15 protein-coding genes are annotated in these 14923 nt (G+C 57.1%); 14 read left to right on the plus strand and 1 reads right to left on the minus strand.

Translation table 11 applies throughout. The annotated features are described in order from the left end of the window. The first annotated feature begins 10 nt into the window (after nucleotides 1-10). Complete coding sequence (locus ACR0K9_RS11125; RefSeq protein WP_480823163.1) at nucleotides 11-1441, plus strand: NAD-dependent succinate-semialdehyde dehydrogenase; 1431 nt, start codon at nucleotides 11-13, stop codon at nucleotides 1439-1441. Nucleotides 1442-1838: 397 nt separating this feature from the next. Then, nucleotides 1839-2207, plus strand: coding sequence for a hypothetical protein (locus ACR0K9_RS11130; RefSeq protein ID WP_480823165.1), 369 nt, complete (start codon nucleotides 1839-1841; stop codon nucleotides 2205-2207). A 276-nt stretch (nucleotides 2208-2483) separates the two neighbouring features. Here ACR0K9_RS11130 and ACR0K9_RS11135 read toward each other — a convergent pair whose 3' ends face one another. After that, entirely contained in the window at nucleotides 2484-2915 is a 432-nt protein-coding gene (locus tag ACR0K9_RS11135; RefSeq protein WP_480823167.1) for a MarR family winged helix-turn-helix transcriptional regulator, read from the minus strand. A gap of 138 nt (nucleotides 2916-3053) precedes the next feature. On the opposite strand from ACR0K9_RS11135, the gene ACR0K9_RS11140 reads away from it, so the two are divergent. From ACR0K9_RS11140 to ACR0K9_RS11195, 12 genes are all read left to right on the plus strand, one after another. Further along, nucleotides 3054-3644 (plus strand): YceI family protein, encoded by a 591-nt coding sequence (locus ACR0K9_RS11140; RefSeq protein WP_480823169.1) that lies wholly within the window; start codon nucleotides 3054-3056, stop codon nucleotides 3642-3644. Nucleotides 3645-4087: 443 nt separating this feature from the next. Continuing rightward, the gene (locus ACR0K9_RS11145) at nucleotides 4088-4282 is read left to right on the plus strand and encodes a hypothetical protein (RefSeq protein WP_480823171.1); all 195 of its coding nucleotides are present in this window, start codon (nucleotides 4088-4090) and stop codon (nucleotides 4280-4282) included. A gap of 97 nt (nucleotides 4283-4379) precedes the next feature. Further along, nucleotides 4380-4892 carry a TetR/AcrR family transcriptional regulator gene (locus ACR0K9_RS11150; RefSeq protein ID WP_480823173.1) on the plus strand — a complete coding sequence of 171 codons (513 nt, stop codon included), beginning with the start codon at nucleotides 4380-4382 and terminating at the stop codon, nucleotides 4890-4892. Then, nucleotides 4874-5125, plus strand: a complete 252-nt coding sequence (locus ACR0K9_RS11155) for a hypothetical protein (RefSeq protein ID WP_480823175.1) — start codon at nucleotides 4874-4876, stop codon at nucleotides 5123-5125. The genes ACR0K9_RS11150 and ACR0K9_RS11155 overlap by 19 nt, the downstream gene beginning before the upstream one ends. A gap of 25 nt (nucleotides 5126-5150) precedes the next feature. Next, nucleotides 5151-6305, plus strand: a complete 1155-nt coding sequence (locus ACR0K9_RS11160; RefSeq protein ID WP_480823177.1) for an aromatic ring-hydroxylating oxygenase subunit alpha — start codon at nucleotides 5151-5153, stop codon at nucleotides 6303-6305. Continuing rightward, nucleotides 6302-7366: a 2Fe-2S iron-sulfur cluster-binding protein gene (locus tag ACR0K9_RS11165; RefSeq protein WP_480823179.1), complete on the plus strand. Its 1065-nt coding sequence runs from the start codon at nucleotides 6302-6304 to the stop codon at nucleotides 7364-7366. Before ACR0K9_RS11160 ends, ACR0K9_RS11165 begins: the two co-directional genes overlap by 4 nt. A gap of 321 nt (nucleotides 7367-7687) precedes the next feature. Next, nucleotides 7688-8869 carry a GlxA family transcriptional regulator gene (locus tag ACR0K9_RS11170; protein ID WP_480823181.1) on the plus strand — a complete coding sequence of 394 codons (1182 nt, stop codon included), beginning with the start codon at nucleotides 7688-7690 and terminating at the stop codon, nucleotides 8867-8869. 84 nt (nucleotides 8870-8953) lie between these two features. After that, nucleotides 8954-10093 (plus strand): aromatic ring-hydroxylating oxygenase subunit alpha, encoded by a 1140-nt coding sequence (locus ACR0K9_RS11175; protein ID WP_480823183.1) that lies wholly within the window; start codon nucleotides 8954-8956, stop codon nucleotides 10091-10093. Between the two features lie 113 nt (nucleotides 10094-10206). Further along, nucleotides 10207-11745, plus strand: coding sequence for a choline-sulfatase (betC, locus tag ACR0K9_RS11180; RefSeq protein WP_480823185.1), 1539 nt, complete (start codon nucleotides 10207-10209; stop codon nucleotides 11743-11745). Beyond that, on the plus strand, nucleotides 11745-12539 hold the full coding sequence (locus ACR0K9_RS11185) for an SDR family NAD(P)-dependent oxidoreductase (RefSeq protein WP_480823187.1): 795 nt from the start codon (nucleotides 11745-11747) through the stop codon (nucleotides 12537-12539). The genes betC and ACR0K9_RS11185 overlap by 1 nt, the downstream gene beginning before the upstream one ends. Before the next feature lie 12 nt (nucleotides 12540-12551). Continuing rightward, nucleotides 12552-13487 (plus strand): 3,5-dioxohexanoate:acetyl-CoA acetone transferase, encoded by a 936-nt coding sequence (kce, locus tag ACR0K9_RS11190; RefSeq protein WP_480823189.1) that lies wholly within the window; start codon nucleotides 12552-12554, stop codon nucleotides 13485-13487. A gap of 11 nt (nucleotides 13488-13498) precedes the next feature. After that, nucleotides 13499-14923, plus strand: coding sequence for an aminobutyraldehyde dehydrogenase (locus tag ACR0K9_RS11195; protein WP_480823191.1), 1425 nt, complete (start codon nucleotides 13499-13501; stop codon nucleotides 14921-14923).

Genomic DNA, 14923 nt, shown 5'->3' on the forward strand with positions numbered 1-14923 from the left:
GTCCGCACCCATGTATCCTGAACTCAATCTATTCATTGCAGGAAAATGGTTGAAGTCGGGATCGGATATTCCTGTAATCAACCCGGCAACGGAAGAAGAAATAGGCCGCCTGCCCTGCGCGACCCAGGGCAACCTGGACGACGCGCTTGACGCGGCCACAAAGGGCTTTGAAATCTGGCGGTACAGATCTCCGCGAGAACGTGCCGACACGATCCTGCGCGCCGCTGCCTTGATGCGCGATCGTCAGGAAGAAATTGCAACCTCCATCACGCTGGAGCATGGCAAACCGCTGAAACAGGCCCGGCTTGAGGTTATTCGGGGCGCCGAGTTCTTTGAATGGGATGCGGGCGAGGCCATGCGGACCTATGGCCGGATCATCCCCGCCGCGCGCGGGCACAAGTTTTCGGTTCACCACCAGCCGGTTGGTGTGGTGGCGGCCTTCTCGCCGTGGAATTTCCCAATGAGCCAACCCGCCCGCAAAATCGCAGGCGCCCTGGCATCTGGCTGTTCAGTCATCCTGAAGGCCGCCGAGGAAACACCCGCTGGGGCTATTCACATCGCAAAGGCTTTCGAGGACGCGGGGCTGCCGCCCGGTGTCCTGAACCTTGTATTTGGCAATCCGGCTGACATTTCGGACTATCTGATCCCGAAAGATCCGGTACGGCTTGTTGCATTCACCGGCTCCACCAGCGTCGGACGGCACCTGACCACGCTGGCCGCGCAACATGACACACGGGTGCTGATGGAACTGGGTGGCCATGCCCCGGTGATTGTGTGCGAAGACACGGATGTACAGAGCGCCGCAATTTCCGGCGCGATCCGCAAGATGCGCAACGCAGGCCAGGTCTGCACCTCGCCTACCCGGTTCTTTGCACATGAAAGCATATTCGACGATTATGCGCGCGGCTTCGTCGAACGTGCCAAGGCAACCATCGTTGGCAACGGCATGGAATGCGGCGTCGAGATGGGACCAACCGCCAATGATCGCCGGGTGCCCGCATTGACGGACCTGGTCGAGGATGCCCGCGCCAAAGGTGCCACCGTCGCAACAGGTGGCGCCCGTCAGGGCGACAGAGGGTATTTTTTCCAGCCAACCGTCCTGCTGAACGTTCCCGAGAGTGCCCGGATCATGCAGGAAGAACCTTTTGGTCCGGTTGCCGTGATCAATCCGGTTTCCTCTTTGGACCACGCCGTCGCCCAGGCGAATTCTGTGCCCTATGGCCTGGCCGGTTACGCTTTTACCAATCGTGCGGATTATGTTGACCGCCTGGTCGATGAATTGGAGGTTGGCAACCTGTCGATCAACACGCTGGAGGCCTCTATGCCCGAAACACCCTTCGGCGGGGTCAAGTCCAGCGGCTATGGTCGCGAAGGCGGTACCGAGGGGCTGGACAACTATATGACCGTCAAGAACGTTTGGTATTCGGTATCGATCAACTGAATCCCGCCTGGTATTGATCGGACCATAAATTCATCCTTGATCCATTTCTCAAAGAACGCCCTGGTTCCTTCAGAAATCTCAATTCGATCCGCTACGCCCTGCCAATGCGATCACCCTAACATGTGCCGTCAGTCACCGTCGAAACGTCAGACATCTTGGTAAATAGCTCAAACATTAGAAAACCACTACACAATCGGACAGGACGCCCAGTGGCCACATTTCTCAGGCATTGTGAGCAATCCATATCTGGTCAGAATTAGCGAGCGCGTTGGCGAAATTTTGAGCATCAACTGCGATGAGGCATCCGGGGTTGCGCGATAGCGTCAATTGGCGCTAATTGGGATCTCAAAGCACCAAAGAGAACGCGGGCGGAAAACCGTCGCAAGCAGGTACAGTGATGCAGATTGCGTCGGGCAGGCAATTGGCAGACAGGATCAGACGCGCGTTTATCGCGGTACTTGTGCTGAGCGTGTTCGCCTGGGCAGCAGCACCGTCCTTCACGCATTCTGCCAGTATTTGGCAAGGTCTGAGCGAACGCAGTCAAGCGATCGCCGATCACGGCCATTCCCATGATGATGAACTGGATCAGTACTGGACGTTGCACGGGCACAGCCACGACATGGCCGATCATGATCACAGCTCGGCCATTCTGATCCTGATATCCGATGCGCAGCCGGTGACCGGATTCAGGCTCTCTGATGCGCCCGGCCCGTTCCTGAACAAACCCGACCCGATCTATCGGCACGACCGACCTCCGCGCGTGTGAATCCTCCTGCCCTGGCAGGACCGGATGTTTCGATCACACAAATAGCGGAGATAATCTCATGCAAACTACCCAATGGGGCCGGAGCAGGGAGGCGTTGCGCCAATCCTTGACACTGGTGGCCCTTGCTTTTGCGGCGCTTGCCTACAGCGCATCCCACGCCGCAGCTCATAATATCACGGCCGGCGATGCCGGCTATGGCCATCCATAATGTCAGCCCACATAAACAAATGTAACTAGGCGATATTATCACGTAGATTTCCACAAAACACTTTAGTATCAATATTTTGCGTGCAAAAACCCGATGAGCTCGGAATTGTCGGGATCATCGAGCAAATCACGCATATGCGTGTGAATTGCGTTCCCGTAAACACCCCACATTTTGTATCGCAATTGTCTTCCGGCCTCTGTAATCGTCAGGATCTTGGCCCGCCGATCCCTTTGCCACGCCTTCTGTTCGATGAGGGCCTGCTGTTCCATCTTCGCAAGTATGCGGGACAGGTTAGACTGATCGAACAGCAAGGAGTTCTTAAGTTCAAAGGCTTTGACCCCATCCTGACCTGCCTTCTCGATGCTCCACAGAATATCGTACCATCGCAGCGGCGGAAGGCCGTTTGTGTGTAACCGGGCCTCCATATCCAGGTGTATTCTGCGATGTGCCCGGTTCAGCGCTATCCAAAGGTTCGTTTCTTCGGCCGTAGGTTTCACCACATCACATCTCCGCGATCCAGGGTTTTAAGTTTGCGCTTCGGTAAGGAAAAGCGCAAATAGATGCTGTTGCATCTATTATCAGGCAAGACTGCCGTAGCGCAAGTCACTGCTCCAACACAGCATAGAAGGGTAAGACACATGTTCCCCACCAGACTGATCCCCGCAGGTATTCTGGCCATCGGCCTATTGTCCGGAACTTCGGCCATCGCAGAAATCTACAAGACCGACCAGGGCCACACCGAAGTCAACTTCTCGTGGAGCCATGCCGGCGTCTCAGTCCAGAGCGCGGAATTCACCGAAGCGGTTGGAACGCTGGACTTTGATCCTGTCAACATCGAAAACTCCAAGCTGGACGTTACGATTCAGGCCAGCAGTGTGGCGACCGGGTTCAAGCCGCTTGACGATCACCTGTCTTCAGCCGATTTCCTCGAGGTCGAGACATTCCCCGAGATCACCTTTGTCAGCACCAGCATCGAACGCACCGGAGATGACACAGCAAATGTCACGGGCGACCTGACCATGCACGGTGTGACCAAGCCGGTGACACTGGAAACAACACTGACTTTCCAGGGCAAGCACCCTGTTGCGGCGGCGCTGGACTATTACAAAGGTGACTGGCTGGCCTTCGCTGCCACCACGACCATCGACCACATGGAATTCGGCGTCGGCGGATTCTCGACCGGGCCGATTACCATCGACATCTCGACCGAGATGAAAAAGGTCGAATAAACCCACGCACGCCTTTCGCTTACGGGCATTGCGCGGCTGTTTCACGAACAAACAAGCCGCGCTTTCTTTCAGATACTATAGAACTCCCTCCGTATCTGGTTCGGTTTTTATGCGGCCACTCGGGATTCAGATAGTTGGGTGGCAATTTCTATCAGCTTCAAACCAAACTGGCTGTGTCGCGTTCTGAACTGGTGCGGCGTCGCGAGGCGATGGAATAGGCGGCCAGTCGAGGTCTTAGCGTGCAAATCGGTGGACCGGCTGGAGACCTGCGCGAGTCTGAGGACGGCACAGGTCTGCTAGTCAAATCCGCCGGTGCCATGCGACGGTTAGGAATACTGCGTCGGTTTAGATGCAGGATTTTGTTTAGGTATATTACCCGTCAATATTGACAGTCTATTGGCGCACCCCTAAATCCTGTCAAGAATGACAATTTAGGGTGTCCCATGCGATATCTCAAACTTCCTTCAAAAGCAGCGCTGACTGCAGCCACGACCTGTTCAGCCCTTGCTCAAACCCATGAAACAGCACCACTGCCCGTGACCGTCGATGGTCTTCGAAATGGGAAAGGAGCAGTCATTGTTGCCGTTTCCTCGGGCAAGGCAGCCACTTCGAATCCGCGCCTGAAGTATTGGAACTGACATGGCCGGACGACCTTCAAATCGCGACCAGCGCTATGAACAAGTCATGCAGGCCTTGGTGCGCTGCGTGGCACGGTTCGGACTTGAGGGGGCCTCGTTGACCCAAATCGCAACCGAGGCTGGCCTGACCCGACCGCTGATCCGGCATCATCTGGGAAACCGAGACGAGATGATCGCGGCGCTTCAAGACTACGTGCTGCAAAGCTTTGCAGATCAGACCCAAGCGATGATTGATTTTTTACCCGAAGGGGCATCAGGGGCAACACTCGTTGACCTGTTGTTTTCGGACGCCATCGGCTCAACGCCAGATATGGTACTTGCCTTCGCGGCACTGACAGCGCGTGCAGCAGATGACGCGGACCTCCGCGCAGCCTGCCGTAACTCGTTATTAGAGTTTGAAGCCGCGGTCGCGGGTGTGTTGCGAAACGGTCACTCGCAAGCACATCCACAGGCAATCAACGCCGTCGCACACGGCATCGTAGCCCTTTATTTCAATGTGACATCGCTTTCGCCCCTGCAAATGCCGACGGCGTGGAGGAAAACCGCGCAATCCCTGGCACATCAATTGCTTGCCGAACTGAAAGATCCAATATGCAACAATCCCGCATAATCAACTACGTCGTCTTTGCAGCCCTTATGATTGCAACGGCGTTTGGATACCAATCGCTTTGGGGATTGCTGTTTTTGTACTGGACCATCCCAAATTTCTATACCGGACACGCGTTTCTGGTGTCTGACGTGACCTGCGACGATGATCCGATCCTGTTCTGGCTGATCCAGATTGCCTGGGTCGTGCTGGGTCTGATGATGATCGCCCTTGATTTCTTACCAGTTGCCGCCTGATCGAGCCCCCTGAGGAGGTATCCAAATGTCTCGAATGCTTCATCTTCTTCCTGTCGAAGCCTATACATCGCGGGATTGGTTCGATCGCGAAATGCGCGACATATTCTCGAAAACCTGGCGCTATGCCGGGTTCATGGAAGATGTCAGCGAACCCGGTCAGTATATTTCGGTTCAGGCTGGATTGAACAACATCTTTGTCGTCATGGGGCGTGACCGCCGCCTGCGGGCATTTCACAATATCTGCCGTCACCGAGGCACACAGCTGATCCGGGCTGTCGGCAAGACGCAAAAAGCGCTGACCTGCCCCTATCACGATTGGACCTACGATCTGGAAGGCAACCTGATCTCGGTCCCGGAAGAGCACGAGGAATTCGGCAAGGTCGATAAATCCTGTCTTGGCCTGAAACCCGCCAAAGTCGACATATGGAAGTCGATGATCTTTGTGCACCCAGATCCTGACGCGCCGTCGATCGCCGAGTGGTTTGGTCCGGTGGAGCCATATATCGGCCCGCATGTGCCCGAAGAACTGGTCGAATACAAAGAGCTGAACACCAGCTATGAAATCAAGGCCAACTGGAAAGTTGTGGTCGAAAACTACATCGACGTCTATCACCTGAGCCACCTGCATTCGAACACGCTGCAAATGTATGATCACAAGGCGGCGAAGTATCACTGGGAAGGTCCCCATTATATGTTCTGGGAGCCGCCGGTTGACGCGTTTCTCAAGGATCAGGAAAGCAAGCTCATTGCACCGCGTGTGATCCCCGAGGATCAGAATGGCGCCTGGGTGCCGATGCTGTTTCCGGGAATCGGATTGGCTGGCTCGGAAGACGGTTGGAACATCTTCATTATCGAACCATTGGGTCCTGAACTGACCCGCGTCTCCAATCGTGGGCGGGTGTCTAACAGTTCTGGTTGGGAGTTTGCCAAGCAGTCGATGAAATCCTCAAACTTCTGGACCAAATTTGGCCTGAGCGGCAAATATCAAGCCCACGACGCCATGAGCGAAGACGACCCGATGGTCGCCGGAGACTTTACCGGCGAAGATATCTATGCCTGTGAACAACAGCAGAAATCCCTGAAATCGCCTTACTTTGAAACGGGGCCGGCCGCCGAAGGTGAAAGCCCCGTTCTCGATCATCAGAAAGTCGTTTTGGAATGGTTGGGAGAGGCAAAATGAACACCCGCATTTTTCATCCTTTGACAGTCTTGGACACCCGCGAAGAAATCGGCGGCATGGCCAAGACCGTGATGTTTGATGTACCCGAAGCCTTGCGTGCGACATTTGCCTGGCGGCCAGGCCAGCATTTGTCTTTTCGCTTCATGGTGAACGGTGAGGAACAGCGTCGCAGCTATTCAATCTCATCCTCGCCCTTCACCGGCGATCCGCTGCGGATCACCGTAAAACGAGTCAAAGATGGTGTGGTCAGCAACCATATAAACGACACAGTCCGAAAAGGTGATGTGATTGACGTGATGCCACCCTTTGGCGGGTTCTGCCTTGATCCTTCTGCAACAGCGCGCCGCACGCATTACTTTTTTGGTGCGGGCTCTGGGATTACCCCGCTTTATGCGATGCTCAGTTCAGTGATGGCTGCCGAGACCAAATCTTTCGCGCATCTGATCTATGGCAATACCAACGAAAAAAGCATCCTTCTGGACGATGAACTAAACGCCATTCTGAGGGCCAACATGGATCGAATGACACTTCACCATGTTTTCTCAAAACCCGGATTTTGGTCGTCTGCCGAATATTGGCGCAAGGGCATCATCGACAAGTCGGCGATCGAGGCTCTGATCGCCGAGAACCCACCTTACGCCCAGGATGCGCAATACTATGTCTGTGGACCGGGTGGCATGAACAAGGCCGTCAAAGCATCGCTCATGTCGCTCGATGTTCCGGTCAGCCGCATCCATATGGAAAGCTATGGTGGCACGGCTGATCTGGATACAAGCGTCGAAGGGGTGTCCGCATCCGCGCAAATCACACTGAACGGTCAAACCCACGCAGTCAAAATAGCTCAAGGCCAAACGGTGTTGGAGGCCGCCAAATCGGCAGAGTTGAAACCACCCTTTTCCTGCCAATCCGGGGTCTGTGGCGCGTGCCGGGCAAAGCTGAGCAAGGGCGACGTCCACATGCGCGCGCGAATGGCGCTTGAAGACAAAGACATTGAAAGCGGGGCGATCCTGACCTGTCAATCTGTGCCAATCTCGGATGCGCTTTCGCTAAGCTATGACTGATCGAAGCCAAGTATTGTGCCGAATAAATCTGGTATCCGACTGATCATCATGTCGGTGGCAGCAATTCCTCTCGCGCAGGTCCAAATCCTGTTGCCAAACTGATATAGTTGCTCGGTGACTGCCAGATCGGCATGAAATTCCCGGAAGGCGGGCAGGTTTTCCGTCCTCAGATACACAGCGCCATAAAAAAACGGTTCTGGCGGGTCAGCTGATTTGCGATCCTCGGCGGCTCGACCGCCGAACTGAGCGCATTCATCGACAAGCTTGACATGCGAACACAGGCATCGTGCCCGGTAACCGCTTTCTGGTTCAAGGCACAATGTGCCACGCCGCGCGGGATGCTGTTTTCCTCCATTTGGCGACCTCCCGTCATGGGTTGATTGTTGCACGAAGCATAGAGCGCATTTATATGTTTCAGCCAATTATTTGCCTTGGATGGCCGTATCGATGCGTAAATCGACCGAACCTCTGCATGTTCGGGTCATAGTGACCCCGAATTTCAACATGGCCGCAACCATGAGCTTTCTGGATCCGTTCCGGGCAGCAAACTATCTTGAGGGCATCACCCACTACAGCTGGGATCTGGTGTCCGAGGCGGGTGGAACCTGCGTTGCCAGCAATGGCGTAGCCATCACAACGACAGCTTTGAAAGAGGTTTCGGTTGCTCAATGCGACATTCTGGTGGTGTCCTCCAGTTGGACACCGGAACAGCACGGCTCGGTGAAGCTGAAAACGGCACTGCAACTTGCCGCCCGCCAGAAGATTACGATAGGCGCGATTGATACCGGGGCCTTTATTGTCGCCGAGGCGGGTCTGCTCAATGGCCGGAAGGCGACCGTGCATTATGAGCATATGGATGCCTTCCAGGAGCTTTATCCGCAGGTCAGCTGCACGGAATCGCTCTTTGAATTCGAAGGGGACCGGATCAGCTGTTGTGGAGGGGCGGGAGCGATCGATTTTGCCCTGCATATCATTCAGGGTGTCCACGGGAACGCAATTGCGAATGCGGCAGCGCGATACGTGTTCCACTCTGAAATGCGGGAACATGGGACGCCCCAGAACCCGCAGTTTACTGAACCTCTGGGCGCAAAAATTCCCAATAAAGTAAGAATTGCCATCAAAACGATGGAAGAAAATCTGGAAACGCCGCTTCCGATGGGCGAGATTTGCAAAGCGGCGGAGATTTCGCAACGGCAGCTGAACCGCTTGTTTGCGCAGTACCTGAAAAAGACCCCTGTGCTTTACTATCGGGACATCCGGCTGGACCGTGCCCGTGGCTTCGTCACTCAAACCTCGCTCAAAATGTCCGAGATCGCGGTCGCTTGCGGATTTTCAAGCCAGGTTCACTTCAGCAGGGCGTACAAGGATCGGTTCGGGTTGCCGCCGGTGAAGGATCGGATCGAAGGACGGGTGCCATTCGAATTTCGGGCCTGGCCAATGCACCGGAAACGCAACAACAATCAAGAGAGGCAAAAAAAGGAAAAACAGAGGCGACTCAAGTAAAGTTCGGCTGGCTCCGAATCGTCAGACTATTCAGACCCGGCGGTTTAATCGCGCCCGCCTGCTCAAGATATGATGAGGATCACCATGACTGAACTGCCCTCCGCGAAAGATTTTGCGAACATCTCCATGGGCTATGACGATGACGCTTCGCGTTCTCAATCTCTGCGCAAGGAAGCTTATGTTGAAGCAGCGTGGCACAATGTCGACCAGCAAGAGATTATTTCAAAAACCTGGCAATGGGTCTGCCACGTCGAGAAGGTGCGTGAGCCGGGGTCCTATACCACGATCGAGATTGCCGGAAATCCGATTGCCGTTGTGCGTGACCGCGAAGGTGAGCTGCGCGCGTTCTACAATGTCTGCAAGCACCGGGCGCACGAATTGCTGTCAGGCGAGGGCAACACCACCCGCATCATGTGCCCCTATCACGCCTGGGTTTACAAGCTAAGCGGCCAGCTGGTGCGCGCACCCGAAACCGAAGGGCTGGTGGATTTCCAGCCGAAAGAGATTTGTCTGGATCAGGTACAGGTTGAGGAATTCTGCGGCTTCATCTACGTGAACCTTGATCCGACCGCGAAATCCCTGGCCGAAAGCACCGGCAATCTGGCGACCGAAATCAGACATTGGGCGCCAGATATTGATCAGCTCACATTCGGGCACCGGCTGACTTACGACATCAAGTCGAACTGGAAGAATGTCGTCGACAACTTTCTGGAATGCTATCACTGCCCCACCGCGCACAAGGATTTTTGCGACCTGGTGGATATGGACACCTACAAGGTGACGACCCATGGCATCTATTCCAGCCATATGGCGGATGCCGGGCAGACGGCGAACAGCGCCTACGACGTGTCAAACGCAACGGTCAAGACGCATGCGGTCTGGTGGCTGTGGCCCACAACCTGCTTGATGCGCTATCCGGGTCGGTCCTCGATGATCGTGCTGAACATCATCCCTGTTGGCCCGGATCGGACGCTGGAAACCTATGATTTCTTCCTCGAAACCTCGGAACCTGACCTGATGGAGCTGGACGCCATCCGCTATCTCGACGAGGTTCTGCAGGTCGAAGACATCAACCTTGTCGAAAGCGTGCAGCGCGGCATGAACACGCCAGCCTTCACGCAAGGCCGCATCGTCAACGACACGACCGGGTCGGGCAAATCCGAACACGCCGTGCATCATTTCCACGGCCTTGTTCTGGACGCCTACAAAACGGCCGCTGAATGATCTTTTCCTCACTTCCGGCGCGCTTGCCGGAAGTTAAGCGGATGCAGTTCGAACCGCCTCCCGGGTTCCCTCTTGGATGGTTCAATTCTGCATCGGCTTAACAGGAGAAACACATGCCCGATCAGCCCAATATTCTTGTCATCATGGCTGACCAGCTGGCCCCGCATTGGACTGGGGCCTATGGTCATGAAATCGCGAAGACACCCAACATCGACGCGCTGGCGGCGCGTGGGATGCGGTTCGATGCAGCTTATTGCAATTCACCGCTGTGTGCGCCGTCGCGGTTTTCGTTCATGTCGGGTCAGTTGATCAGCCGGATCGCTGCCTATGACAACGCGTCCGAGTTCAAGGCCACGGTGCCGACCTTTGCGCATTACCTGAAATCGCTGGGCTATCGCACCTGCCTGTCCGGCAAGATGCATTTCGTCGGCCCCGATCAGAAACACGGGTTCGAGGACCGCGTCACCACCGATATCTACCCTTCCGATTTCGCCTGGACCCCGGATTGGGAGGCCCCGGACGAACGCATCGACAAGTGGTATCACAATATGCAGACGGTCAAGGAAAGCGGCGTCGCCATCGCCACCTTCCAGACCGATTACGATGATGAGGTGGGCTTTGCCGCCCGCCGCTGGCTGATCGACCGCGGCCGGGATCGGGCCGCAGGCGATGAAAGCCCCTTCATGATGCTGGCCAGCTTCATCCACCCGCATGATCCCTATGTGGCCAAGCCCGAGTTCTGGGATCTCTATTCGGATGACGAGGTCGACATGCCGGCCTTTGTGCCCGCACTGGAGGATCTCGATCCGTTTTCGCGCCGGGTGATGGACGGTATCGAGGCGTCATATGTGCCCCTGTCCGAAGAAGAGGTGCGCCGCGCCCGCCGCGCCTATCTGGCCAATGTCAGCTATTTCGACAGCAAGGTCGGCGAAATGGTCAAGGCGCTGGAGGATATGGGCGAGCTGGACAATACCATCGTCATGGTTACTGCCGATCACGGCGACATGTTGGGTGAGCGCGGACTGTGGTACAAGATGAACTTCTTCGAACATTCCGCCCGCGTCCCGTTGATCATGGCGGGTCCGGGTGTCGCGCAGGGCAGCGTTGCCAACGCCTGCTCGCTTGTCGATCTGTTGCCCACCTTTATCGAGATTGCCGGGGGCGGTGAGGTCGCGCTGGGCGAACCCGTGGACGGGCGTTCCCTGATGCCGCTGGCGCGGGGTGAGAATGATCCGGTGGACGAGGCCATCGGCGAATATTGCGCCGAGATGACGCCCTATCCGGTGATCATGATCCGGCGCGGGCCGCTCAAATACATCCATTGCGATGCGGATCCTGCGCAGCTGTATGACGTGGTGGCCGACCCGTTGGAGACCACCAATCTGGCCAGTGACCCGGCCTATGCCGAAAAGGCCGCGGATTTTGCCGCGATGGTGGCCGACCGCTGGGATGGTGAGGCGCTGCGCACGCAGATCATCGCAACCCAGAAATCCCGCCGCGCCCTGCACGCGGCGATGGAGGCCGGTGCCGGTGAGGCGTGGGATTACAACCCGCCCTCGGACGCCAGCCAGCAATATGTACGAAACCACATGGATTGGACGATTGCCGCAAACCGCTATCGTTTTCCGCCTCTCAAAGAAGGACAAGAATAATGAAACTACAGGGAAAAATCGCGCTGGTCACCGGCGGACGCGGCGGCATCGGACGCGCGATCGTCTCCCGCTTTTTGCGCGAAGGGGCCACGGTTTATGCCGCCGATCTGACCGAACAGGGATCGCTGGCCGAACATGATGATGACGGCAGCCGGTTCGTGCAGATGAACGTCGCGGACGAGGCGGCGGTACAGGCGGCCATGGCGCAGGTGCAGGCAGATTGCGGCAAGCTGGACATTCTGGTCAACGCGGCCGGGATCGAGATCGAAAAGACCATCGAGGACACCACGCTGGACGAATGGAACAAATCCTTTGCGGTTAACTGCACCGGCACGTTCCTGACCTCGAAATACGCGCTGCCGCTGATGCGGGAAGCCGCGAAATCCGGCACCAGCGCGTCAATCATCAACTTTGGCAGCTATGACGGCTTCATCGCCGATCCGGGTCTTGCGGCCTATTGCGCCACCAAGGGCGCAGTGCATGCGCTGACCCGTGCCATGGCCTGCGACCACGGCCCCGAGGGCATCCGCGTCAACGCCATCTGCCCCGGCTATATCGACACGCCGATGCTGCAAAGCTTCTTCACCGGAGACGGTTCCGGCGCTGGCGGCAAGAGCATCGACCAGCTGCAGCAGGCGGTGCGCGATGTGCACCCGATGCGCACCTATGGCACGCCTGACGACATTGCCAATCTGGTGAACTGGCTGGCCTCGGACGAGGCGCGCTATGCCAGCGGTCAGCTCTGGGTGCTGGATGGTGGGCTGTCGGCACAAGTCCAGCAGATGAAGCTTTAAGGAGGCGGTTCCATGGCTAAGCAAAAATCCGTTATCATCACCTGCGCGCCGACCGGTGGCATTCATACGCCCACCATGTCGGAACATCTGCCGATTACCCCGACCGAAATCGCCACCGCCAGTATCGAGGCGGCCGATGCCGGTGCCTCGATCATCCATCTGCACGCCCGCGACCCGGAAACCGGCAAGCCCGACCCGAACCCGGACCTGTTCATGGAGTTTCTGCCCCGCATTAAGCAATCGACTGATGCGGTGATGAACGTCTCGACTGGCGGCGGTCTGGGCATGACGCGCGAAGAACGCCTGCGCGCCGCCGTGAAAGCCTCGCCCGAGATGGCGAGCATGAACATCGGCTCGATGAATTTCGGCATCTTTCCGATGAAGGACAAGTATTCGAACTGGAAACACGCGTGGGAGCCGGAATTTCTGGACATGACCCGCGATTTCATCTTCCGCAACACGTTTGCAGATATCGAATACTGCCTGAAAGAACTGGGCGAGGGCCATGGCACACGGTTCGAATTCGAATGCTATGATCTGGGGCATCTGTACAACCTGGCCTGGATCATCGATCAGGGCTGGATCAAGGATCCGATCTTTGTGCAGATGGTGTTCGGCATTCTGGGCGGTGTCGGCGCCGATCTGGACAACCTGATGCATATGCATACCATCGCCAACAAGCTGTTTGGCGATGACTATGAATGGTCGGTGCTGGCCGCCGGACGCCATCAGATGCCCTTTACCACCCAAAGCGCGCTGTTGGGCGGCAATGTGCGTGTGGGGCTGGAGGACAGCCTGTATATCGGGCCGGGCGAAAAGGCCGTGTCCAGCGCCCAGCAGGTCAGGAAAATCCGCAATATCGTTGAAAATCTGGGCCTCACGGTCGCAACCCCGGCCGAGGCACGCGAACGCCTTGGCCTGAAGGGCGGCGACCAGGTCGCGTTCTGAGGGAGGATACCATGCAAACGAAACTGTTGATCAACGGCGAACTTGTCGAAGGGCAGGGAGACGCCATCGCGGTTCTGAACCCCGCCACCGGCGAAGAGATCTGCGCCATCAACGCCGCAACGTCCGAACAGGCGGATGCGGCTGCCGCTGCGGCGCATGAGGCGTTCGAATCATTTGGCCAGACCAGCCCGGCGGACCGGTCCGAGTTTCTGACCAATATCGCCAACGTTCTGGAAAAGAACATCGAGGAACTGGCCGAGCTGGAAAGCCTGGATGCGGGCAAGCCCTGGCCATCCGCTCTGAACGATGAAACCCCGCTGACGCTGGATACGTTCCGCTTCTTTGCCGGTGCGGCGCGCACCATGACGGGTGTGACCGCAGGCGAATATGTCGCCGGTCATACCAGCATGATCCGGAAGGACCCGGTTGGCCCGGTGGCCGCGATTGCACCGTGGAACTATCCGCTGATGATGGCGGCGTGGAAACTGGCCGCACCGCTGGCGGCGGGCTGCCCGGTGACGCTGAAACCCTCGCAGCTGACGCCGCTGTCGACCCTGAAAGCGGCAGAGCTGATTGCCGGTGTGGCACCCAGGGGTGTGGTCAACGTTCTGCACGGATCGGGCCGCGAGATCGGCAACCAAATGATCAACGATCCGCGCACCGAGGCGATCTCGATCACCGGGTCCAACGCCACCGGGGCCGAGGCGATGAAGGCCGCCTCGCGTCAGATCCGCCATGTGCATCTGGAACTGGGCGGCAAGGCGCCGGTGATCGTGTTCGAGGATGCCGATATCGACGCGGTGGCCGAAACCGTGCGCTATGGCAGCTTTTTCAATGCCGGTCAGGATTGCGCGCAGCCCTGCCGCCTGCTGGTTGCGGATGAGGTCTATGACAAGGTCGTCGCCGCTGTGGTTGATCAGGTTGGCCAGATCAAGGTTGGCGCGCAAAAGGCCGAGGGCACCGAAATGGGCCCAATCATCTCGGCGGGTCAGCGCAACACCGTGGCCGGGTTCGTCGACCGCGCGCGTGCGACATGCGAGGTCGTGACCGGCGGCAACATGATCGACGGTCCGGGCTTCTTCTATGAGCCCACGATTCTGGCCAATGTGCCCCATGATGCCGAGGTGTTCTGCAACGAAGTCTTCGGTCCCGTCGTTACGATTTCGCGTTTCAGCGACGAAGCCGAGGCTTTGAGCGTGGCCAATACCGGGCCGTTTGGTCTGGCCTCGTCGGTCTGGACCAACAACACGGGCCGCGCGATGCGGGTGTCTTCGAAACTGCGCTATGGGTTCACCTGGGTAAACACCCATGGCATCGCGACCCCGGAAATGCCCTGGGCGGCGATGAAATCTTCCGGAACAGGCTGCGACATGAGCGTCTTTGCACTGGATGCCTATACCGCCGTCAGACACGTGATGATCGCCCATGGAGAGTAA

This window comes from Ruegeria sp. L12 (genome assembly GCF_056531745.1).